Source organism: Botrimarina hoheduenensis, from assembly GCF_007859815.1.
In the GTDB taxonomy this organism is placed as follows: domain Bacteria; phylum Planctomycetota; class Planctomycetia; order Pirellulales; family Lacipirellulaceae; genus Botrimarina; species Botrimarina hoheduenensis.
Map to the genome: position 1 here is coordinate 13,298 of NZ_SJPH01000009.1, position 22,252 is coordinate 35,549.

General features: G+C 61.9%; 19 protein-coding genes. 15 read left to right on the forward strand and 4 right to left on the reverse strand.

The features are described from left to right. The first annotated feature begins 33 nt into the window (after nt 1–33). From Pla111_RS14885 to Pla111_RS14950, 14 genes are all read left to right on the forward strand, one after another. The gene (locus tag Pla111_RS14885; RefSeq protein ID WP_146575247.1) at nt 34–1,071 is read left to right on the forward strand and encodes a type II secretion system F family protein; all 1,038 of its coding nucleotides are present in this window, start codon (nt 34–36) and stop codon (nt 1,069–1,071) included. Nucleotides 1,072–1,158: 87 nt separating this feature from the next. Next, the gene (locus Pla111_RS14890) at nt 1,159–2,160 is read left to right on the forward strand and encodes a type II secretion system F family protein (protein WP_261342126.1); all 1,002 of its coding nucleotides are present in this window, start codon (nt 1,159–1,161) and stop codon (nt 2,158–2,160) included. A gap of 247 nt (nt 2,161–2,407) precedes the next feature. Next, nucleotides 2,408–3,457: a type II secretion system F family protein gene (locus Pla111_RS14895; RefSeq protein ID WP_146575249.1), complete on the forward strand. Its 1,050-nt coding sequence runs from the start codon at nt 2,408–2,410 to the stop codon at nt 3,455–3,457. Then, a complete protein-coding gene (locus Pla111_RS14900; protein ID WP_146575250.1) occupies nt 3,457–3,891 on the forward strand; it encodes a hypothetical protein in 435 nt (144 codons plus the stop codon). Before Pla111_RS14895 ends, Pla111_RS14900 begins: the two co-directional genes overlap by 1 nt. Then, entirely contained in the window at nt 3,888–4,397 is a 510-nt protein-coding gene (locus Pla111_RS14905; protein ID WP_146575251.1) for a hypothetical protein, read from the forward strand. The genes Pla111_RS14900 and Pla111_RS14905 overlap by 4 nt, the downstream gene beginning before the upstream one ends. Then, nucleotides 4,394–4,792 (forward strand): hypothetical protein, encoded by a 399-nt coding sequence (locus tag Pla111_RS14910; protein ID WP_146575252.1) that lies wholly within the window; start codon nt 4,394–4,396, stop codon nt 4,790–4,792. Before Pla111_RS14905 ends, Pla111_RS14910 begins: the two co-directional genes overlap by 4 nt. Nucleotides 4,793–4,826: 34 nt before the next feature. Further along, complete coding sequence (locus Pla111_RS14915) at nt 4,827–5,849, forward strand: DUF1559 domain-containing protein (protein WP_146575253.1); 1,023 nt, start codon at nt 4,827–4,829, stop codon at nt 5,847–5,849. Between the two features lie 503 nt (nt 5,850–6,352). Then, nucleotides 6,353–8,236, forward strand: coding sequence for an alpha/beta hydrolase family protein (locus tag Pla111_RS14920; protein WP_197525066.1), 1,884 nt, complete (start codon nt 6,353–6,355; stop codon nt 8,234–8,236). Then, complete coding sequence (locus Pla111_RS14925; RefSeq protein ID WP_146575254.1) at nt 8,233–9,156, forward strand: alpha/beta hydrolase; 924 nt, start codon at nt 8,233–8,235, stop codon at nt 9,154–9,156. Before Pla111_RS14920 ends, Pla111_RS14925 begins: the two co-directional genes overlap by 4 nt. Nucleotides 9,157–9,163: 7 nt before the next feature. Beyond that, nucleotides 9,164–10,537, forward strand: a complete 1,374-nt coding sequence (locus tag Pla111_RS14930) for an SLC13 family permease (RefSeq protein ID WP_146575255.1) — start codon at nt 9,164–9,166, stop codon at nt 10,535–10,537. A gap of 253 nt (nt 10,538–10,790) precedes the next feature. Next, on the forward strand, nt 10,791–11,651 hold the full coding sequence (locus Pla111_RS14935; RefSeq protein WP_146575256.1) for a PEP-CTERM sorting domain-containing protein: 861 nt from the start codon (nt 10,791–10,793) through the stop codon (nt 11,649–11,651). A gap of 60 nt (nt 11,652–11,711) precedes the next feature. Continuing rightward, the gene (locus tag Pla111_RS14940) at nt 11,712–12,722 is read left to right on the forward strand and encodes a DUF1559 domain-containing protein (RefSeq protein ID WP_146575348.1); all 1,011 of its coding nucleotides are present in this window, start codon (nt 11,712–11,714) and stop codon (nt 12,720–12,722) included. A gap of 55 nt (nt 12,723–12,777) precedes the next feature. Next, nucleotides 12,778–14,013, forward strand: coding sequence for a hypothetical protein (locus Pla111_RS14945; protein ID WP_146575257.1), 1,236 nt, complete (start codon nt 12,778–12,780; stop codon nt 14,011–14,013). 13 nt (nt 14,014–14,026) lie between these two features. Next, a complete protein-coding gene (locus Pla111_RS14950) occupies nt 14,027–15,169 on the forward strand; it encodes a hypothetical protein (RefSeq protein ID WP_146575258.1) in 1,143 nt (380 codons plus the stop codon). 741 nt (nt 15,170–15,910) lie between these two features. On the opposite strand, the gene Pla111_RS14955 is transcribed toward Pla111_RS14950, so the two are convergent. Further along, nucleotides 15,911–16,183 carry a hypothetical protein gene (locus Pla111_RS14955; protein WP_146575259.1) on the reverse strand — a complete coding sequence of 91 codons (273 nt, stop codon included), beginning with the start codon at nt 16,181–16,183 and terminating at the stop codon, nt 15,911–15,913. Nucleotides 16,184–16,729: 546 nt separating this feature from the next. Here Pla111_RS14955 and Pla111_RS14960 point away from each other — a divergent pair. After that, the gene (locus Pla111_RS14960) at nt 16,730–18,151 is read left to right on the forward strand and encodes an IS4 family transposase (protein WP_146575260.1); all 1,422 of its coding nucleotides are present in this window, start codon (nt 16,730–16,732) and stop codon (nt 18,149–18,151) included. A 183-nt stretch (nt 18,152–18,334) separates the two neighbouring features. Here Pla111_RS14960 and Pla111_RS14965 read toward each other — a convergent pair whose 3' ends face one another. From Pla111_RS14965 to Pla111_RS14975, 3 genes are all read right to left on the reverse strand, one after another. Then, complete coding sequence (locus tag Pla111_RS14965) at nt 18,335–19,009, reverse strand: hypothetical protein (protein WP_146575261.1); 675 nt, start codon at nt 19,007–19,009, stop codon at nt 18,335–18,337. Between the two features lie 177 nt (nt 19,010–19,186). Continuing rightward, nucleotides 19,187–20,221, reverse strand: a complete 1,035-nt coding sequence (locus Pla111_RS14970) for an integron integrase (protein WP_449240194.1) — start codon at nt 20,219–20,221, stop codon at nt 19,187–19,189. 370 nt (nt 20,222–20,591) lie between these two features. After that, complete coding sequence (locus Pla111_RS14975) at nt 20,592–21,542, reverse strand: cation:proton antiporter (protein ID WP_231931079.1); 951 nt, start codon at nt 21,540–21,542, stop codon at nt 20,592–20,594. Nucleotides 21,543–22,252 lie beyond the last annotated feature (710 nt).

Here is a 22,252-nt window from a genome sequence, read left to right on the forward strand (position 1 = left end):
GGCGTTGTCCTTGTCTGGTGGAGCGGGATAGCAATGATGCCGAAGCGCGCGACTCTCGAAGAGCTGATCGCAGTGAACGCAGAGATTTTAGCTCTCACACGAGGTGGGCTGCCGCTCGCCCCGACGCTTACGCAAGCCGCCGGCATGTTGAAGGGCGCCGACTCGATAACGACCCGGCTGGGAGAGAGGATCCAATCGGGTCAGACTCTCGGCGAGGCAATTGAGGCCGACGGCGCTCTACCCCGCTATTACGCCGCGTTGGTGCGAGCCGGTGAGGCTTGCGGCCAATTACCCGCGGCGTTGCAAGAACTGAGCGATGCGCTGACACGCTCGCTGCAACTGCGGCGCACTTGTGTAATGGCGGCCGTCTACCCGGTGTTCGTGGCCGTCGCCGCGTGGACTCTCTTGCTGTTCGCTAGCCAATCGTTGCTGCCCGAGTACGACTGGATCACCGCGTCGCCTAGCGGCAATCCCGACGCCGAGTCGCGGCGCGTGGTGATGGGGGCATTCCTCTACGGCGTGCCCCTCCTCTTAGGCGCGTTAGTGCTGTGGGTTGTGGCGCGAGGTGGTCCCGATGGAGGAGTATTGGCGGCGCCATTGGGCTCCGCCGCCAATCTGCCCGGCGTGCGGAACGTCCTCAGGCTGACGGCAGCCTCCACCTACTGCCGACTGCTGACACTGATGTTAAAGCAACGAACATCCTTGCCGGTCGCGTTAGAGCTCGCCGCCGAGGCGACAGGATGGCCACGGTATGTAGGGCCTTCTAAACGGCTCGCCGAGGCGATCCGTCAAGGAAACGCGGTTAGCGACGAAGGCGATGCGTTGAAGCAGCTGCCACCCCTTGTTCGCTCGGCCGTGGCGATGCAAGGAGACGCCGCCGTCTTAAGCGAGGCGATCGACCAAGCCGCCTCGTCTTACGAAGAGCGAGCTTCGTTGGCGGCCGACACCACCGCCGTTATGCTGCCAGTAATCTCTTCAGCTGTTCTTGGTGGAAGCGCGGTAGTAATCTACGCGGTATTAATGCTCTGGCCGTACATCCAATCGTTGAAAGAGATGGCGGGGTGGTTTTAACGTTCGGCATCGGCCCCTCTACGAAGGCCCCGTGTGTTTCCGTCTGAAGACACCTCGATCGATCGACCCGCCAACGACGGCGCCCGGGTGACGCCCGCCGCTCAGATCGCGTTGGGAACCGAGTGGCAGTTGCCGCTGCCCGCGATGCTGCGCGCACTCGGGGAAGAGCGTGGCGGCCGTGTGGGCGTTGCGATTGAATTGCTTGCCGATGAGCTCGATGGCGGCCGCTCGCTGAAAGCCGCCCTCGCGGAGGTTTCACCGCGCTTTCCGACGAGCCTCCGCAAGCAATTGCAGATGGTCGCTGAAGCGGGTGGGGATCTATCAACGGTGCTGCCGGCCTTGTCGAACGTCGTCACCAGTGAACGCCAATTACGGAGCCGTCTGTTTGCGATCTTCACCTACCCGCTGCTCGTATCGACGATGCTGGTGGGGGTCGTCCTCTTTTCATCTTGGGTTCTTGTCCCTGAATTCGCCTCGATGTACGGCAGTTTCGGGCTCCAGCTCCCGGCGGCTACCGAGTTCTTCTTCTGGTTTGGCCGCTGGGCTCCGCTCACCATCTTACTTATCGGGCTGACAGTAGCCGGACTCTTCGTGATGGCAATGACGCCGGGGTTGGCTCGCTACGTGCATTGGTTCGTTGGCAGCTTGCCCTTTATTGGTCCTCTGTGGACCTACGAAGGCCATGCTTCGCTCGCCAGAATGCTGGCGGCCTACACCAAGGCGCGTCTTCCGCTGGGCGAATCGTTGCGTTGCGTCGCGGCGGGATTGGTCGATCAAAATCTAGCCACGGCGGCGCAGCAAGTCGCGCGACGTTGCGACGAAGGCAAAAGTCTCGCCGATGCGATGAGTGCGTCGCGTCACTTCGAAAGGGATTTGGTCGGGCAAATCCGAGAGGGCGAAGAAAGCAGTGTCCTGCCCGACGCCTTGGAGTCAGCTGCGTCGAACTATTCGGCCCACGCACGACGACAACTGGAATTTCTCTCTTCCACGCTTCCCCCCCTCATGATCTTGCTAGTGGGTGGGTTTCTCATGCTGTTCGTCCACGCGATCTTCTTGCCGATGGTCAAGTTGATCGAAGGGCTTTCCTGAATCGCCGGCTGCTTTGGACATCAATCCGCTAACCATCGTTTTCGCAACGCTCGCCATCGGCTTGGCGATCCGGTTCCTGCTGTGCCTTACGTACGGAGCACGCGGTCCCGAACGGCGGGACCCAGTGTACTCGCTATTCCGCGTCATCAGCTGGTTGCTGCTGATCCCGCTTGCTTGCGTGCTCGCGGTGTTGTCGCTGTTTTGGGGGGTCGTCCCCGTGTTTGTCGTGTGGTACTCAGGGCTCGAGATGACGCTGGCGAAGCGATCGCAAATGCGTCAAGAAGCGTGGTCGATCGTCACCCGAGCGATGGCCGCCAACCTCCCCGTTGGGCCCGCTTTGCAAGGGCGCCTCGAACGTTTTCGCGGGCCGGTCCGCCGACGCCTGCGGCGATTCGTCAAGGACCTTGCGAAGGGAACGGAGTTGCCCGTCGCTATCGGCAAGAACGCAAGAGCGTTCCCGCCGATGGCGCAGGCCTACGCCGCCTTGGCGGCCGACGGGGGACTGCCGATCTCGGTCGTGGCGGGTCTTGAGCCGGTAGAGGATCAACGCTCGCAAGTGTGGGGCCTCACCCGCCGCTTCAGCTATCTGGCATGGGTGACCTTGCTGATGATCGGCATCCTGACCTGCATCTTCGTGGCGATCGTCCCGTCCTTCGAAGCGATCTTCGAAGAGATCTTCGTCGATATCGGGTTAGAACTGCCAGCAATCAGCCTTTCACTGTTTGGACTATATCAGTTTCCGTTCGCCGAGTTATTGGTCAGTCTCATTTCGTTGACGCTGGTTCTCGTCGGACTTCTCGTCGTGGTCGTCATGCTCTGCTACGCAGTCGACCTACCCGCCTTAGGACTGTTAACCGACTACCTCTTTAGTGCTTGGCGTCGGGCCGATGTCCTGCGGCTCTTGGCGAAGGTGATAGAATGCCGAATGCCGCTACCCGATGCGATCAAACGGTTCGCGCAAGGTACGCCGAGGTACCCCATTCGCTTCATCGCCCATCGTCTCCGCCAATGCCACGACGAGATAGATGGTGGCGCCGACTGGTTGATTTCACTCGAACGGGCGGACTTAATCGATCCGGTTGAAAGAGACCTACTGCGGGCTGCTCAATCAGCCGGCAACACCGCCTGGGCATTGCGGTCCATAGCCGACCGTCGCGTCGCCAAGGCCGCGTTTCGATGGGAGGCGTGGCAACAGATCGTGTTCACACTTGCGATAGTCTTGTTCGGTCTCATTGTCGGTTGGATTTGCATCGCGCTGTTCGTGCCGCTCGTCAAGCTAATCAACGGACTCGCTTGATGTTCCATCACTCCAGAGATCACACGTCGCGAAGCCGCAAGGGGTCGCTCCTCTTGGAGTGCGTCGCGGGGCTGGCGGCGTTGGGCATCGCCCTGGTTGTGATCAGCCGCACGACTCAGACAATCGACCGCCAGTGGCGTCTGACGACGCAAGAGCGGCTCGCCGCCGAAACGCTCGACAATGCAATGGAACTCGCCGTCGCACTCGACTGGAGCGACATCACTGCCGAGAGGTTAGCCGACATCCAGCCATCGCCGCATGCCGTAGCGAGGCTGCATCGATGGACCCTATCCGCCGAGGTAGCAGAGGAAGCCACTCCAACCACCGGCAAACGCCTGCAATTCGTTCTCACTTGGCAACCAACGCCAGCAGCCGAACCCCTTCGCCGAAGCTTGACGACTTGGGTCTATCCCCTAGAGGGGGTCGAGCCATGATACGCACCGTCCAATCTCGCCGTCGCGGCAGCACCAGCGTCGTCGAACTCGTCGTCGTCATCTTCCTGGTTACCATCGCGTTCGGACTGGTGGGCAACGGGCTCGCAAGCCTCGCCCGCGTTGATCGCCGATTCGATAGAGTCAGCGCGGAGTTAGGCGACCTCGAGCGCCTCGCCGCGCGCCTCCGGACCGATGTCCGAGCCGCCGAAGAAGCTCGCTTCGAAGCGCCTACGCTGAGCCTTACTTTGCCGAACGGAGAGAGCATCACTTACATCCCTCAGGCGGGCCGATGGGAGAGACGTTCGGACGGAAAGTCAGCCTACTTTCGACTACCTACCGACGTGGGATGGTCCGTGTCGAGTGATCGGCTGGACGATGAGGGAGTCCTCGAGCTGAACTTCTACCGGTCACAGCCAACTGACGGCGAAGCTAAGCCGGTCTTTAGAACTCTCGTCGCGGAACTGAATCGTAACGCCCGTCTTCGGATCGCGAGGGACTCGGAATGAGACAGCAACGTCGTTCGAAGCTCGCCCAGCGGCCCGGGTTCGTCATGATCGCGGTCCTCGTGCTGCTCGTGGTCACGGCCGCCCTCGCAACGGGCTGGACAACGAGCGTTCTTCAGGGGCGTCGTCAGGCGCGGCTTGAGCTTAAGCAACGGCAAGCCGAGCGGCTTGCCGAGGCCGCCGTCGCCCGCGCAGTCGCTCGATTGTACGCCGAGCCCGATTACGTCGGCGAAGTTTGGCAGGTTAGCGCCGTCCAGCTTGGTCAAGAATACGGCGCGGAAGTGCAGATCACCATCGACGCGACCGATAGTGGCGACGCGCAGCGTGTCATCGCCCAGGTCGCGTTGTCCCCCATCGCCGATTCTCCTGTCCGCCACACGGTATCGCACCGCTTTTGAACTGCGGTTCACCTTCAACAAGAAACGAGTCGCCATGTCCGCACTACTACGTCGCTCCCTGCGAAGGTCGTTGGGCTTCACCCTAGTCGAACTGCTCGTAGTGATCGCGATCATCGGCATCTTGGTCGCGTTGCTGCTACCAGCAGTCCAAGCGGCTCGCGAAGCCGCCCGACGATCGTCCTGCCAGAACAACTTACGGCAGGTGACGATCGGCGTGCACAACTTCGAGGCGGCCTTCGAGAGATTTCCCAGCGGCTCGACCAATCCGACCGGACCGATCCGCAATCTGCCCGAAGGCGATCACAAGAGTTGGATCGTGCGGATCCTCCCCTACATGGGCGAGCAGGTGCGTTACCGCGCGATGGACCTTGAGGTAGGCGCCTACCATCGGTTGAACAACGCGGTGCGGCAGTCGGGGATTCAGCTCTTGCGATGCCCTAGCACGCCCGCGGACAATTACCCCTACTCGAGTTACGCGGGGGTCCATCATGACGCCGAGGCGCCTATCGCGGAGACCAATACGGGCCTCTTGTACCTCAACAGCCGCATCCGATTCGAAGAGATGCTGGACGGCGCCGGCTACACACTGCTGCTGGGAGAGAAGATCACTGACGGCTTGACCGATCTCGGTTGGATGAGCGGAACGCCCGCAACGCTGCGCAATGTTGGCGTCCCCATCAACGAGAACGGCGGCAAGGAAGCCGATCGCTGGGGCGGCGGCTCGCTTCCACCTTGGTGGGAATCAGCGGCAAATTACCAAACCTACGACGGCAGTGGCGGTGACGACTTCGGAGGTGATGAGGGCCTCGAGGAAGAGTCGGGCGACGAAGCTCCGGTGGATGACGCCGAACAAAGCGATGACCCCTACATCCCACGGGGAGGCGACTCGAACAACCCGCTCGCTGTCGGTGGGTTCGGCAGCTACCACCCGGGCGGCTGCCAGTTCGCGCTAGCTGACGGGTCCATCCGATTCGTCAGCGACGACACCGAACTCGGTGTCCTCGCGAAACTGGCCAATCGCGAAGACGGCAAGATGGTCGATATCGACGGCCTTTAGCCATACGACCAGACTTGCGATTACGACCGGCTTAGACTCAAAAGAGTACTGTCACGCTCCGGGCTGGTTTCTTTACAGCCGCCGAAGGTGCTGAGAAGTGATATTTCTCACCACCTTCGGTGTACGGCATAGTCGCAGCGGTGCAGCTAATTTCGGACGCTTCGCAGATTGCCCATGCGGCGTCGGCTGCCTCAACCGGCCGCAGATGACGGGTCCACCAACTCGCAGCGGTGTCCAAGCTTGGCCAAGACCTCTGCGTGTTCGGCGGATGGCGAACTGAGCGGTTTTGGTCCAGCCGACGCGAATTCGTCGCCAGGCCGCCTCATTCGGTCCGGTCGGACTCCGACAATTCTGCGATGGGACGTGCAGCGGCGCTCCCGCCGGCCCTCGCGGAGTGGCTAGAGGCCAACTGGCGTTCGCACGCCCCGTTGGATACGTTACTAGGCGGGGGCCCGGCCGACTGGGCAGAGCCGCGGTGAGCCAGAATAGCGAGGCATCTCTTCTTGAAGGGTCTATCCGATGCCGGTCCCCCGGGGCTAGTGCCCGCGGACTCATCGCCCACCCGGGACTGGTGGCGTCTCGCCGTTGGGTTGGGGGTCGCGGTCGGCGCGAGCATCGTGGCGTCCGGCGTCCAGTCGAGTTGGGGACGGGTCAGCGTGCGATCGCTCACCATTCCGACCGAGAATGGCCAGTGGGTTGTCGCTGATCTGTTCAAGCCAAGTAGCGCGACCAAAGAGAACCCTGCGCCCCTCGTGGTGGTCGTTCCCGGGTTCCAGCGGTCAAAAGAGACCCTCTCGAACCTGTCGATCGAGCTATCGCGGCGTGGCGTCGTTGTGATCGCAATCGACCCGTACGCCCAGGGCGCGTCGAGTTCCTCGCTCAGCCGACGCGCAGCCACGACCGAGGGCTACGGGATGTTCGCCGTCGTCCACTACGCGCATGACACTCCCAACCTCAACTACGTCGATAAGCGGCGTATCGCGGCGACGGGCCACTCGGCCGGCGGCAATGCCGCGATCCGTGGCGCCAACTACTTCGGAAGGTTGGCTGCGAAGCAAGGCAAGCCGTGCAAATTGCAATCGGTCTTCGTGTCGGGATATGTCCTGACGCTAACGGAGAGGGTGCTGAAGCCAGTTCGCTGCAATATGGGCGCCAGCTACGCGTTCTACGACGAGGGCGCCTACCGCAACGAACTCGGCGATGGAGACATGCGGCGTGCCCCCGAAGCGCTGAGACTCATCAACTCGGCCCTGCCAGACGGCGGACGCGTGAAAGAGGTCGAGATTGGCCGATACTACGGCGACGCCGCCGACGGGACGCTGCGGGTGATGCATAATGAACGGCTTATCCATCCTTTCCAACCTTACGACGTTGGCGCCACGGCGAATCAACTCGCCTACTTCGAGCGGGTTTTCGACCTGACGCCGAGCCTCTTGCCCCGCGATCAGGTTTGGTGGTGGAAAGAGCTGATGACGCTAATCGCCGCTGTCGCGGCGTTCTCCACGCTGGTCCCACTCGCCCGACTATTACTGCGGACGCCGTTCTTCGGGTCGCTCGTGCGCCCGTGCCCGCCGCCGTCGCCGCGGCCCGGCGGCGCGGGGCGATCGGTTTTCTGGGGGGTCTTGGCGTTGTCCGCGGCGGTCGCCTGCTTCAGCTATATCCCGTTGGCTTACTGGTCCCAATCCCTGTTCGCCGCGGCGTCGGACCGCGAGGCGACCTGGTTCTTCCCCCAACGGATGAACAACGCGGTCATGCTCTGGGCGGTGCTGAACGGGGTGTTTGGATTCATGGCGATGCTCCTAACGCACCGGTGGTTTGGCCATCACCGCGGCGCTCGCGTCGCCACGTGGGGCGCCGGCACGACCTTCGCTGAACTCGGCAAGTCGCTCACGCTGGCGACTTGCTTGTTCGCTTTCTTCTTCGCGCAGTTGTTTGCCATCTACTACTTCCTGCACGTCGACTACCGTTTTGTCTTCTTCGGGGCGCGGGTCTTCCAGCCGGTGATGTTCTTGCTGTTGGCAATGTACGCGCCGATCTTCTTCGTGTTCTTCCTCTCCAACTCGTTGCGGGTCAACGGCGCGATGCGTTTTGAAGGCGAGTCGGAGTGGCGTAGCACACTGCTGGCGGGAGTCGCGAACTCGCTCGGCCTCTTTTCGATCCTGGCGATCCAGTACACCGTTTTCGCGGCAACCGGGACGGTCTTCTGGAGAGACGGCTGGCTCTACGTGAACCTCCTCTTCGCCGTGGCGCCGATCATGTTTGTCCTGCCGTTCTTCCACCGCTGGTTCTTTCGCATGACGGGGCGCATCTACCTCGGGCCGATGACGACCTGCCTCATCTTCGTGATGATCTTGCTGTCCAACACCGTCTGCTACACCCCGCTATGACTGGGATCGGCGTAACGAAGCGACTCGACCGATCGGCCTTGTGGGCAGTCCTGCTTGCAGTCGCAAGCGCTCCGGCAATCTCGCTGGGCGCCGAGGGCGGCGCGGTTGTGGTTAGGCCCTTCGAAACGGGGCCGATCGGCGGCTACGACACGAAAACACCCGCCGGGGTCCCGCTCCGCGTCGAGTATTGTGTCCCGGCAGACTCAACGCCCGACTCTCCGATCCTGATTGTCATCCCCGGCGCACGTCGTAACACCGCCGAGTACCGCGACGAGTGGATCGACCTGGCGGTCGCCAACGGATTCGTCGTGGTCACGCCGGGCGCCACGCACGAGCACTTTCCGACCGAGTACGACTACAACGCCGGAGGCGTCGTCGACGCCACGGGACGGTTGCGACCTCAACATGAGTGGCTGTTTTCCGCGATCGAGCCGCTCTTCGACGGGTTCCGGCTCCGTTTCGGGCTCCGGAGTCGGTCTTACTCTATCTACGGGCACTCGGCTGGCGGCGGGTTCGTTCACCGGTTCCTGTTGAAGGTGCCGAACGCCAGGGTCGATCGAGCGGTCGCCGCGAATCCGGCGTTTTGCACCTACCCCGTTCCGGACAACGCCTACCCGTTCGGCGTGGGCGGCGCCGCCGTTTCGGATGGCGATCTCCGGGCGTGGTTCTCTCGCCCCCTGGTCGTACTGCTGGGAGATCGAGATACCGGCCCTCGGAAGCACCCGTTGAGCAACGGCCCCGAAGCGCTGGAGCAGGGCCCCAACGTGTTCGCCCGGGGGTTGGGCTTCTTCCGGTCCGCGCTCGTCGAGTCGGATCGCCTCGGGGCTCCGTTTGCGTGGCGCCTCGAGGTCGTGAACGGGGTTGGCCACAGCAACACGCACATGGCATCCCACGCCGTGCGGCATCTCTTCCCAGAATGAGCTCGGAATGGATCGGACGATGCTGATCGTCGGGCCGCTGCTCGGAGCGGCTGCGGCATGGGCGGCGTCCCTCAGCGGCCTGGGAGCGGCGGCCGCCTGGACGGCGGCGGTTGTGGTGCTGTGCGCCGTCTGGTGGGTGTCCGAACCCGTGCCGATTCCCGCGACCTCTCTCATCCCGATCGCGTTGTTCCCGCTGGTCGGGGTGCTCACCCCAGCAGAAGTGGGGCAAGCCTATGGGAATCCCCTCGTGCTGCTCTTCCTCGGCGGCTTCCTACTCTCCACGGCGATGGAACGCAGCGGGGCCCACCGCCGGACCGCCTTGAGCATGGTTTCACTGTTCGGGGCGTCGAACGGCCGCTGGCTGGTTGGTGGGTTCATGCTCGCGGCGGGCGTCCTGAGCATGTGGATCTCGAACATGGCGACCACGCTAATGCTGCTGCCGATCGCGCTCGCGGTGATTGAGCAAACCGACGACAGAAAGCTGCAGACGGCGCTGATGCTGGGCATCGCGTATGCGGCGAGCATCGGCGGGATCGGGACGCCTATCGGCACGCCCCCGAACCTCGTCTTCATGCAGGTGTACCGAAGCGTCGCAGGGAGCGAGCCGACTTTCTTGGAGTGGATGTCGTGGTCTCTCCCGGTCGCGATCGTGATGGGTCCTCTGGCAATGCTCTGGTTGACGCGCAACCTCGGTAAGTCCTCGCCGATCGAGCTGCCCAGCGCCGGGGAGTGGCGGTCCGAGGAGTTGCGCACCCTGACCGTGTTCGCGGTCACGACGGTACTCTGGATCACAAGGAAGGAGCCTTTCGGTGGGTGGAGTGGCTGGGCCTCACTCCTCCAAGCGAACGACGCGAGCGTCGCGTTGCTGGCCGCCGTCGCGATGTTCCTGATCCCCAACGGCAGGGGCGAGAGGCTACTCGATTGGGAGACCGCCGTGCGTATCCCCTGGGGCATCTTGATCCTCTACGGCGGGGGGATCGCCATCGCGACGGCTTTTACATCTTCGGGCCTGAGCAATGCCATCGGCGAGTCGCTCTCTTCGGTCGCGGGCACGCCCGTTCCCGTGCTAATCGCTATGGTGTGCATGGTCGTCACGTTCCTCACGGAGGTGACGAGCAACACCGCAACAGCGACCCTTCTCATGCCGTTTCTGGCGGCGGTCGCTCACGGGGCGGGTGTCGATCCCCGGGTGCTGATGGTCCCCGCGACGCTCAGCGCCAGCTTCGCGTTCATGCTACCAGTAGCGACACCGCCCAACGCGGTGGTGTTCGGCACAGGCTGTGTCGGGATGCGAACGATGGCCACCGAGGGTTTCGTGCTCAACCTGATCGGCGTCGCCGTAGTGACAGCGGTTTGCTCGTGGACTTTTGCCACGTTCTAGCTTGGACTGTTCGCGACGACGAGCTCACCGACGCGCGAACGCGAATGGCCGCTGCCCGGGAAACTGTTACCTCAAGTCGCGGGGTTTCCGCACCCGGGAAACGCTTGACGCAGCGGGTGGCGCAGCCTATGTTGCGCTCTGCTGCCGGGGGTTTCCCAAGCGATTTCGTCGATTGGGAGGGCCGCCTTCCTCATCTTCGATTTCTCATCATTGTTTGAACGGGTAGCGCTCGGCGCCCGGAAGGAGAGACCCAGTGACTGTTTCTCGGATTGTTGTCGCGGCTTTCTTGCTGGGGTCGTTGGCCCCCGCCGACGCGGCGATTCTAATCAACGAAATTCTGATCAATCACTCCAGTAATCTGACCGCGGCCGACGACGACCGCGAGTTCCTCGAGTTCCGTAGCACCACGGGCGGCGTTGAGGCGATGGCCGGCTTGACGTTCCTCTACATCGAGGGCGACGGCGGCAACACCGGAGTGATCGACTTCGCCCTCGACCTTAGCCCCTACTCGACTGGGACCAACGGCTTGGTCCTCTTCACCGACGGGTTGACCGCTTGGGACCCCGCGGCCGACCCCGCGACGCCGATCAACGCTGTGGAGTTTGTCAATGACGACGGCGGCGGCGACGACCTCGAGAACGGTTCATCGACCTACGCGATCGTCACCGGGTTTACGGGAGCGGGCGGCGATGACCTGGACACCGACAACGACGGCGTGCTCGATGCAACGCCATGGGACAGCGTTGTCTCGGTCGTTGGGTGGACCGAGGCGAGCACGAGCGATGAGTTCTCCTACGCGGCCGCGTTGGGTGGGACCACGTTCACGGGAAACAACGGGCTATTCGACCCCGACGCGTACGTCTTCGCACCCGACGGTGAGTTTGCCTTCGACGCCTTCACGACCGACGACGACACGCTGGACGACGGCCCTTGGGTCGTCGGGACGACCGGAGGCCGGGCGTTGAACGCATCAGACTTGGTTGTCGGCAACTTCAACCCGCTGTTCACGATGACCCCGGGCAGCGCGAACTCGGTGAGTTTCACACCGGAGCCGGGATCGCTGGCGATGGCAGGCCTCGCAACGTTCGCCCTGCTCGCGCGACAACGCCGGTGATCGAAGGCGCTCTGGCGCCCGCGGGCGACCCCTTTTCATCCTGGCAAGGAGAGCAACCCGATGGCTGTCGTCAACCGATCTCGAGCCGCGTTCACGCTCGTCGAGTTGCTGGTCGTGATCGCGATCATCGGGATCTTGGTCGCACTGCTGCTGCCCGCTGTGCAGGCCGCGCGGGAGTCGGCGCGGCGGACTTCTTGCACCAACCAGATGCGGCAGATCGGGGTCGCACTAATGAACTACGAGTCGGCGAACGGGGTCTTCCCGCCGGGTGACCTGCGGACCCGCGATGGCGGCGAGCTGAAGTCGCTATCAAGTTGGGTCACCCATTCGCTTCCTTACCTGGAAGAGGCGAACCTGCACGGCCAGATCGACTTCACTGTGGCCTACTACGAGCAGACCGAGGTCAATCTCAAGGACCAGTACTTCGAGGTCTTCGAATGTCCCTCGGACCTTGACAGCTCAAGCATCCAGCTGGTCCGCCCTCCGAGCGACGCGGACCGGTACGGGGCCCGCGGGAACTACGCCGGCAACGCGGGATACTCCGGCCCTAGTAGCGGAATATGGGCCCGCGACGTGTTTTGGCAACAGAACGGCTTGGTGACTCCCGACCCGGAGGGCCTCTTGCTTTACAACCCGACGTTCAAAGCGGAACGTCGCTCAGCGCTGCGGGGCTTCGGCCCGTTCATGGTGAACCGGCAGCTCAAGGTCGGCCAAATCATCGACGGACTCAGCAAGACGATCGGCGTCGCCGAAATCGTCAAGGCGCCGGGGAACGACACCCGCGGCGTGCTGCACTGGGGCGCCGGCGTCCTCTACCTTCACACGCACACGCCGAACACCAATGAGCAAGACGTCACGCGTTTCTGCGACAACCAGCCGGACGCTCCCTGCGCTGACTCGGACGGCACCTTCGGATGGTTCAAGCACACCGCGAGGAGCCGCCACCCCGGCGGCGTGAACACCTTGTGGATGGACTCTAGTGTTCGCTTCCAGAGTGACGACGTCGATCCAGACTCCTACGTCGCGGCTTGCACGTTCAACGGCGAAGAAGTGCTGCCGTCCGGCATTTGACCGGCTTAACGAGCTCGCACATTGTGACCCCACACCTTCCGACACAACACCACCGATGACCTATCCGAAGCTCGTATGGTTGGCTCCCACACTGCTGCTTGTGCTGGCCGCGCCGTCCCATGGCGTCGAGACGCCGCTGGGCTCGGCTTGGATGCTCAACGAAGGCGCGGGTCCCGGCGGTGAGAACACAGCGCAGCTGAGTGGCAACAGCGCAGACGGTTATTCGTTCCTTGGCGAGGGGACGACCGGCAACCAGCCGGGCACGACCAATCCTGACACGCGGACCCGTGCTAAGGTGTTCAACGATTTCTCGACAGTTGACCTCAGCGCTGTCGGGAGCACGCTGACGATGAGCTACGACATCCTGTGGATGGGTACGGAGCGGCCGTCGAACGAATCGCAGGACTGGCGGTTCGGCTTCGTGAGCATGTCCGGTAATGGCGGGCGTGGAGTGACCCTCGGCGCCAATTTCGATATCGGAAATCTAGCCGGCACGACCTACTACGAGTTCTTCGCCGACCCCGAGGTCAATCCGACCAGCACCGACAGCGGTGTCCCCGCCGGAGACATGGACTTCGCATTCACCGGCACGAACAACTCGGGAAATATCCCCGACTTCGCCACCGACCAGGCCCGGATCGCCCAGTCGCAGAACGATCCGTTCAACCTGGGCCTCGGTCCCTTCGATGGCGACTACAACGATGACCAAACCGTCGACGCCGCCGACTACACAGTATGGCGCGACAACAACCCCTCGAGCGAGACGCTCCCCAACGACCCGTCGCCGGGGACCGTCGACGGCTCTGACTACACCACGTGGGTTAACAACTTCGGTCAGCGCGACACCGAAGACATCGTGGCGTTCAACGACACGACCGACACTCACCGGGTCACCCTGACGCTGACACGCATCAATGACGGCGTAGCCGACGGCTACGACCTGGAGATGACCTGGACAAACCTCGACCAGATCGTAGATGGCGTGAACCCAACGATCACGCACACCGCGACCATTAAGGAGAACGATTCGTTCACCGATGGTGACCCTTTGGCGGCCGCCGCACGGGTAGCCGCGGTGACCGAGTGGGACCGGCTGGGATTCTTCATCAACGCCGATCTCAACCGCTCCCCAACCCCCGACGAGCCTTGGCAGTACGTCATCTCGAACGCCAGCGTCGAGACCACCGGGGTTATCAGCTCGACCGGGTCCGCGGTTCCCGAACCGACCGCGGCCGTAATCACTATCGGGGTGCTCGGCGCGGTCGGCGGTTGCCGACGCCCGCGGCGCTGAGGTTGCGTCTCACATGCTTGCGAGCCTTCGATGGTTGGTCCTTAGTGGGGTCATCGCACACGCGGCCACTGGCGCGCTCGCGTCCGGCGACACGCTTCGCGTGTTGATGGTCGGCAACAGCTTCACGCAGGGAAACTCCTCCGCACCCGCCACCTACGCGGACCTGCAGGGGTTCTTCGACGCGTCGCCGACGGTCAACGGCGCGGTCATCAACCGCTCCGAAGGCGGCGCCACGCTGCGGAGCCACGCCGAACCCGACGGGGCTACGGTCGCGCTGCTGGTGGCCAACGCCGGGTTCTACGACGTGATCGTTCTGCAAGAGCGAAGCGATCGGCCGGGCCGCGCGATCAAGTTCGGCGGCGCCCAATTGACGGGACTCGAAGAAGGCGGCCCGGTCTTGATCGAGGACTACATCCGGGTCCACCAGCCACAAGCCGAAGTCGTGTTGTTCAGCACCTGGGCCCGACACCCGAGTCTCGAGCCCGCTACCGACGACGACTTGGCGACGTGGTTCAACGACAATCCGGTTGAGATGCAGTTGTTTACGAATCTCGGCTACGAGCACATCCGGTCAAGCAGTCCAGCCGGAGACCTCTCCGACATCACGAAAATCGCCCCGGTCGGCGACGCCTGGCGCCGATGGTACGACGCCTACGGCTACTTGGACCTGGCTTCAGCCCTGCACGACACCGATGGTTCCCACCAAAACTCGCTCGGGTCTTATCTTGCCGCTGCGGTTCTCTTTGAGTCGATTACCGGAGAACGTGTAACCGGCAGCGGATACCTGGGCGGGGTCGGCAGCCTCCCCGGCGGGGTCGATCTGGCGTTTCGACTTCAGCAGAACGCCTCGGCGACGGTTAGGCTCGTCGATCTGGCCGGCGACTACAACGCCGACGGGCACGTCGATGCTGCGGACTACACCGCCTGGCGTGACCACGTGGGCGCTCCGGCGGGCGCGCTGCCTAATGACGCCGATGGCGGTGTCATCGCGTTGGCCCAATACCGAACGTGGCGAGAGAACTACGGCAGATCGTCCGCGTCGGTAATCGTGTTGGTCCCGGAGCCCTCAACCGCCGGAGCCCTTCTCGTCCTGCTAGCGGCAATCCTCGGCGGGTGCATCGACTTCGCGGACTTTCGCCCCTGGCTAAGTCGCTGAGGGTGCCTCATCCGCGGCGCCGAATGGTAAGGCCGAACCTGCCGAGGTCGTCCGCACCGACCTCAGTTCCTGGGGAGTCGGGCGCGGTCGATCAGACGCACGTGCTGGTTAGGAACGATCCCGTGCCGTGATCGACCTTTCTGAGCTGAACTGCCGGAAGAAAGCCTGCTTAGAGGCTGGGGCAGGGAGTTAATTGCCACAGGCGCTGCGGCGACGAGCGAAGAGACTCAAGGCCGGCGAAGTGGCTGCAATAGGGCTGCATTTCGGACAGCCTTCAACTTTTGATTGCTCCCCAACACGTTGTTCGGCAGCGATTATTGCCGAAAAACATCGAAGGACGCGGGTTGCAACCCGCGTCCTTCGAATCGCTAAATTGTTACAGGTAAACAGTTTAGGGCAAACGAAAAGTGGAGGCGGCGGGAATCGAACCCCGGTTTCTCTCGACGCAAGTGGCTTGAGCGACAACGACTTAGAGCGATGCCCGTTGTGCGCGGCTGCACTATGGCTGCACTCGCAGGTCGCCGATAAGCAGGAATTGGCACGCATCGGCACACTTCTAAGGGCTTGGCCGACGCTCACTGAAGCGTGCAAACAAGAACTCGAACGAAGAATCGGCGATACGTAGTAGCGTTCGCGAACTCTCCAGTAGACCGGTCAGGAATCTCGTTGCAGCGGAGCGGTTTGTAGGAACAGAAGAAAAGAGCCGCCCGTTGCCAGGCGGCTCTTGAGGAGTAGGCGGGGCTAGGGTTTGCTCGCCAGGTAGTCGGCTTCTTCGAGCTCGCGGACCTTGTCGTAGGCCAGGCCGTAGAGCCGTGCCGCTTGGATCAGCTGGGTCCCACTCAGAGAGGTGGTCTCGTGGTAGTTCCCGGCGTCGTCCTTGTAGCTTCGCTGGACCGGCGAGGTCGAGTAGAAGCCGCGGCCGTTCTCGCTCTCGTTCTTCCAGATGGCGATCTGCAAGAGGCCGTCCTTGAGGCGGGCGACAGGTTCGTTGGTAGTTGTAGTTTGGTTCGTCATGGTCTTTCTCCTTTCATGCTAGTTGACCTACGCAGCCGATTTGTCCACCGCAAAGCGGGCGTGTCCAACGTCTGCCCGGAGGGACCACCAAAGAATCTCTAGCGCAGCGGCTGTAGAGATTGTTTTTGGCGTTTGACTCGACCGCTGCGGGGGGCAGGATAGCGCTAGTCAATCTGACTTGAAAGCGAAAAGAGCGACGGGACCAACTGCGGCCAAGAACCGTTCGGCAGAATCAGAAGTTCGCAAATCGCCAGCTCGAAGACTCAGAGCCGGGCGACTGACTTCCACCCGCCAATACCGGTGGAGTTGCGAAGGCAGAGATGTCGGTACCTAGTCGCAATCGTGTGGGCCGCGGCCAACTCGCAGCGGTGTATCGGCTCGGGCAAGACCTTCGCGAACGCTCTGGTTGTGAAGTTGCTGAGGCTGGTCCAACGAATGGCACGTAGTTGGCCGCAAGTCGTTGTTATGAATTGACCTACGAAGAAGGGCCTCGCTCGCCTAGATGGGAGTTGTCAGACAACCCATCCAAGGCAAGGAGGCCCCGCGATGCGAAGTGTTACCGACGGACGCTGTCGTAGCCAGATCAGCTTTCTGCGCCGGCAGTTCTTGCAGGACGAGGGCTTACCGTTTGGCGACGTGCTGAGCGCGAAGACGTTATCAACCGCACTCGCCACGATCGAGGGCGGTTGGGTCGATCGGATCTACACACCGCTGACGACGCTGTGGGTCTTCCTCGGCCAGGTGCTCAGCGCCGATCACTCGTGCCGAGCGGCTGTAGCGAGGTTGATCGCTCACCGGGTTGCCGGTGGCGAGAGCCGTTGCTCCGCTGAGACCGGCGCGTACTGCCAAGCTCGCAAGCGATTGCCGGAGGCGTTCTTCGCCGAAGCGGTCCGCGAGACAGGGCGATCGCTCGACGCCCAGGCCAAGAAAGAGTGGCTCTGGAAGGGACGCCGGGTCCGGATGTTCGATGGATCGACCGTCACCATGCCCGACACGGCGGCCAACCAAGCCGAGTACCCGCAGACGATCCAGTCGAAGCCGGGCGCCGGCTTCCCGATCGCTCGGCTGGGCGTGATCTCGTCGCTGTGCACGGGCGCCGTGCTGAACCTGGGCTTCTGCCCGTACGCCGGCAAAGGGACCGGGGAGGTCACGCTGCTTCAGCGTCTGTGGGGCGTGCTCGCCGAGGGCGATGTCTTATTGACCGACTGCAAGCTGGGGACTTGGAAGGAGATCCTCACGCTGAAGCGGCGGGGGATTGACTTCGTGAGCCGCATGAACCGAGCCCACCGCAGCGCGGACTTCCGACTTGGGCAGCGGCTCGGGAAGGAAGATCACATCGTCCAATGGTCGAAGCCCAGCTCGATCCGAACCATCGACTGGCCGACTTATCACGCACTGCCCGACTGGCTGACGGTCCGCGAGGCGCGGGTTCGCATCACAACGCCCGGCTTCCGGACGAAGGAGATCATCGTCGTCACGACGCTGCTCGACCCGAAACAGTACCCGAAGGAAGACTTGGCCGAGTTGTACCGGGCGCGTTGGAACCAAGAGCTCGACCTGCGGTCGATCAAGACGACGATGCAGATGGATGTCTTGCGATGCAAGACGCCCGAGCTGGTCCGTAAGGAAGCTTGGACCCATCTGTTGGCCTACAACCTGATCCGCACCGTCATGGCGCAGGCCGCCGCGAAGCACGGCGTGCTGCCTCGGACCCTCAGCTTCAAGGGAGCGATACAAACGCTCGAAGCCTTCCAGCCGTTGATCGCGCAGATCGGGCCACGCAACCGTTCTCGCCGCAGTCACTTCTACCAAGAGCTGATCGACGCCATCGCCACCCACCGGGTCGCCGACCGACCCGATCGCTTCGAGCCCCGACGGAAGAAAAAGCGAAAGGCGCCCTACGATCTGCTCATGAAATCTCGAGCAGAAACCAAACTCGATATCCTCAAAGGGGTTAGCAAGAACTAAGTGCCATTCGGTGGTCCAGCCTCGGCGCGAAAGGAGTTGCCCGGACTGCCCGAGGTATCCTCATCAAAGAGAGACCGCTGCGCATAACGTAAAAGGCTCAGTTGCCGGCCGCCCGCGGAGAGCAGGTTCCAAACCGACAACAACATCATAACGCGGGCGCAGCCGGTCAACTGCAGCCGGTGGTTAGCCACCTTCTCTATCATTTTTTGGCTCTTCATCTACAACCTCGACGCCACTTACTTTCTGCTGGTCAACAAGGTCAATAAATGTCTGTTGACGCTCGTCAACCCATTGAATAAGTCGTCGCTCTTCGGCATCAGCACGCACTGATTCATTCCGCAATCGTACGAATCGCCGCGCATTGTCGATTCTCAATGCATCGTTCCGCAGCTCACGTTCTTCGTTTTCCGAGTTGAGTTGGCGGCGGCGCTCTCGAAACTCCAATAGATAGATTAGGAAATCCTTGACGTGGCCGATGATTTCGCCGAATCCGGCAAAGTCTTTCAGGCCAGGAGAGGCGTACGATACACGGCGTACCTCCAATACTTCGCCAGGAAGTACGAACCCGGTTAAACGGTTTAGTTCAGCAGGATCGAGGGGGAGGCTTTGAAATGGTGAGTACGCAAACGGAAAAAGAAGAGGTAAGGGTGGGTAACGTTTTGATTTCCGACGTCGCCACGGAACCATATCGCGATAGTGAAAATAAAAATCTTCGAGGTCACGTTCATCTTCGGCGCTGATTTCGAGTAAAAGGCGAAGGTTGTAGAGGTCACGCATATGAGCAAAAGAGCGCGCCATCTCATCTGCTGACCAGCGTCCGGCGATGTGGCAACGAAGTATGCGAATGGTTTCGTCCATTATCGAGGTACCCCGTGAATGTATAGGTGGCTAACTTAGTTATAGGTTGATCAGTGTATCACCTGTAGGCAGCAAGGTTGTCAACCTAACGCGCCGTACGCCGATCCTTGTAAGTGGTTGCCTGTTCTTTGGTTGCGTCTAAATCGCGATTGTCACGGCGTGATAGGATGTTTCCGTCTATCGCTCCACTGGCCCGTGAGCCAGGCCGTCTGCCGGGCTGCGGACACCGCGGCCGCCTCGATTGAGGACATGCGTATAGATCATGGTCGTGCGAACGTCCTTGTGGCCCAGCAGTTCTTGCACCGTCCGGATGTCGTAGCCGTCGGCAAGCAGGTGGGTGGCAAACGAATGGCGGAACGTGTGGCTCGTGACTCGCTTCGTGAGACCTGCCTGCCTCACCGCGGTCTTCAGCGACCGCGAAAACAACGATTCGTCGATGTGATGCCGGCCCTGCTCACCGGTCTTGGCGTTTCGCCAACGGCGTTCCTGTGGGAACACGAACTGCCAGCACCACTCGCGGTTGGCGGTGGGGTACTTGCGGGCTAGCGCGTGGGGCAGGTCCACGCTGCCGTAACCATCGGCTACGTCTTGCTGGTGGATCGCTCTGACTCGCTGCAGGTGTTCCGTCAGGGGGGGCACGATTGCTCGCGGCATCGTGGTGATGCGGTCCTTGTCCCCTTTCCCCTCACGAACAGTCACCTCACCACGCTCGAAGCACAAATCCTTGACCCGCAGACGGAGTGCTTCGAGCAGACGCAGCCCGCCCCCATAGAGCAGCATGGCGACCAGCCACCTGTCGCCAGCCAAATGTGGCATCACTCGCGAGACTTCGTCGACCGTCAAAACAACGGGCAATCGCTTGGGCCGCCGGGCACGCACAACGCCCTCGATGCGGTCGAGCGGCTGCTGCAGGACATGCTCGTAGAGAAAGAGAATCGCCGAGAGCGCCTGATTCTGCGTAGACGCAGCAACATGCTCTTTGACAGCCAGGTGAGTCAGGAAACGGTTGACCTCGTCTTCGGCTAGTTCGCGGGGATGGAGCCTATCGTGAAAGTCGATGTATCTGCGGACCCAGTGGACGTACGCTTCCTTCGTTCGCCGGCTGTAGTGCCGAACGCGAAGCACTTCGACCATGTGGTCATGGAGCCGGGGCGTCGGCTTGTCGGTGAACAAACCAAGCGGTGAGCGGCGTTGCTGCGACGAGTTGGGCACGACCAAGTTCCCTCAGAACTCCACATAGCACCAAATATTAGAGCCGAGGGGTGTGGCGAAATCAAACAATTGTCGTCGAGGTGAAGAATAGGCCAGGCGACGAGGTATCAAGACCGACGCTTCTTTCGCGATTTAGTTGCAGCGGGCGGTTGCATCGACTTCGCGGACTTGTACCTCCGGCCAACTCGCTGAGGTGCCCCGGCCCGGCGACGACCTCCGTCGCTATAGCGGACGGCCAATCGACTGGGGTTGGTCCGCTCAAAAAGACCTACGGCGGACTTGAGTTGACATGCGATCGGTCTGCTAGGGGCGTTTACGAGCACGCGACTCCGTACTCGCTAGAAAATTGCTACCGGTCCGCTACCCGAACCTAAACGACGTCTGCTTTGCCCCGCCCCGCGAGACCCAGCTGGCTCAGCATCGGCCCCATGGTTAGCCCGCCGACGAGGATCGAGAAGGCCACAACGACATAGGTCATAGTTAGGACGAGTTCGCCGACATTGTCGTACTGCGATTGTTGGGCGTGGATCTCTTCTTTGAGCGATAACGCGAGTGCCACACTGATCCCGCCGCGCAAGCCGCCCCAGGTCATGACCTTGATGGTATGCGGGGTGAATTCTCGGACGGTCGCCTTCCTCAAGGCGATCACCACCGCGCCGACGGACAGAAATCGCGCCAGCAGCACCGCGGGGATCGCCAGAGCCCCGGCCAGCAGATAGTGCTCCTCGAACGACAGCACCAAGACTTCTAGCCCGATCAGCACGAACAACACCGCGTTCAGCAGCTCGTCCACCAACTCCCAGAACGTGTCGAGGTGCTCGCGCGTTTTGTCGGACATCGCCAGCGTTCGGCCATGGTTACCCAGGATCAGCCCGGCGACCACCATCGCCAACGGCCCGGACAGGTGCAGCTTCGTCGCTAAGGCGTACCCGCCGGTCACTACCGCCAGCGAGAGCAGGATCTCCGTCGCGTAGTGATCGATCGATCGCAACAAGGAAAAGGCGAGCAGCCCCAATACGAATCCCAACGCAATCCCCCCGCCGGCTTCCAGGGCGAAGAGCTTGGCGACGTCGAACGCTCCCGTCTGGTTCCCTACCATGCCTTCTTGGACTTCGTGGGGGTGTTCGCCTTCGAGTCGTACCGCTTCGGTTGGCTGGACAAGCGGGACGGCGGAGGGACCGGCATCCGCGCTGGACCGAACGCCGGAATCTCTTTGGATCGGTTCAACGACGCCACTTACCTCGGCCTTGTCCTTGATGTCTCCGTGCGGCTCCCCGTGCCCGCCCAACCCCGCGATGCTTAGTAGCGCAATAAACACCACGACGCCGACGCCATCCTCGAAAAAGTCGCCCGGGCAAAGGCTAACCTCGATAAGATCACGGAATAGCGACGCGGTACACTAGTACGTGTGGTTCTGGATACCTACGACAACAGTGGGAACTCTAAGTTTCTAGAAGAGAGGCACCTCCCGGAAAGAGTACTTCAGAGTGCCGTCCCAGGACGCGATCCTGAAGTTGAAAGACGCTTTAGGCTCGTGGTGGAACGGCGATACAAGATTGCCAAAGGCGTAAAGCCAGCATCTATAAGGACCATTGCAGGCGACTGTGGGATCGCAGAAAGCTCGTTTAGGACGAGTGTTGAGGGTCCGCTGAAGCGATTCCTGAAAGACCTGCAAGAGGCAGTAGATGGGGGGAAATCTAAACGTGCAGTCGCTGCTGAACGGGAACTCACAAGTGAGGGCCTGTCGGTTGCTCTGAGCGATTTTAGTCGAAAGCAGATGGAGTGATGTTATTGACTGTTGCATCGCGAATGAGCCGTTCCCATCGGTAGCGTTGCAATGGGTCCATGAGACCCACAGGCTGTGTGGCGGAGCTGGAAGCTTGGCACGGTCGCACTTCGGCGTGCTTCTAAGCCGGGGAGTCCGTTCGCACGGCGGCCGAACGTTTCGGTGTCGATAGCAGCAGCGGGAAGCGTTGGGGGCGTGAAGGGGGCGAAGACCGCCTCGCCGCTAGAGCGGATTGCTCTTTGAGG

Coding starts and splice junctions, on each gene's coding strand:
- Pla111_RS14885 (WP_146575247.1), top strand. CDS start 34: ATGATGCCGAAGCGCGCGACTCTCGAAGAGCTGATCGCAGTGAACGCA.
- Pla111_RS14895 (WP_146575249.1), top strand. CDS start 2,408: ATGACGCTGGCGAAGCGATCGCAAATGCGTCAAGAAGCGTGGTCGATC.
- Pla111_RS14900 (WP_146575250.1), top strand. CDS start 3,457: ATGTTCCATCACTCCAGAGATCACACGTCGCGAAGCCGCAAGGGGTCG.
- Pla111_RS14905 (WP_146575251.1), top strand. CDS start 3,888: ATGATACGCACCGTCCAATCTCGCCGTCGCGGCAGCACCAGCGTCGTC.
- Pla111_RS14910 (WP_146575252.1), top strand. CDS start 4,394: ATGAGACAGCAACGTCGTTCGAAGCTCGCCCAGCGGCCCGGGTTCGTC.
- Pla111_RS14915 (WP_146575253.1), top strand. CDS start 4,827: ATGTCCGCACTACTACGTCGCTCCCTGCGAAGGTCGTTGGGCTTCACC.
- Pla111_RS14925 (WP_146575254.1), top strand. CDS start 8,233: ATGACTGGGATCGGCGTAACGAAGCGACTCGACCGATCGGCCTTGTGG.
- Pla111_RS14930 (WP_146575255.1), top strand. CDS start 9,164: ATGGATCGGACGATGCTGATCGTCGGGCCGCTGCTCGGAGCGGCTGCG.
- Pla111_RS14940 (WP_146575348.1), top strand. CDS start 11,712: ATGGCTGTCGTCAACCGATCTCGAGCCGCGTTCACGCTCGTCGAGTTG.
- Pla111_RS14945 (WP_146575257.1), top strand. CDS start 12,778: ATGACCTATCCGAAGCTCGTATGGTTGGCTCCCACACTGCTGCTTGTG.
- Pla111_RS14950 (WP_146575258.1), top strand. CDS start 14,027: ATGCTTGCGAGCCTTCGATGGTTGGTCCTTAGTGGGGTCATCGCACAC.
- Pla111_RS14955 (WP_146575259.1), bottom strand. CDS start 16,183: ATGACGAACCAAACTACAACTACCAACGAACCTGTCGCCCGCCTCAAG.
- Pla111_RS14960 (WP_146575260.1), top strand. CDS start 16,730: ATGCGAAGTGTTACCGACGGACGCTGTCGTAGCCAGATCAGCTTTCTG.
- Pla111_RS14965 (WP_146575261.1), bottom strand. CDS start 19,009: ATGGACGAAACCATTCGCATACTTCGTTGCCACATCGCCGGACGCTGG.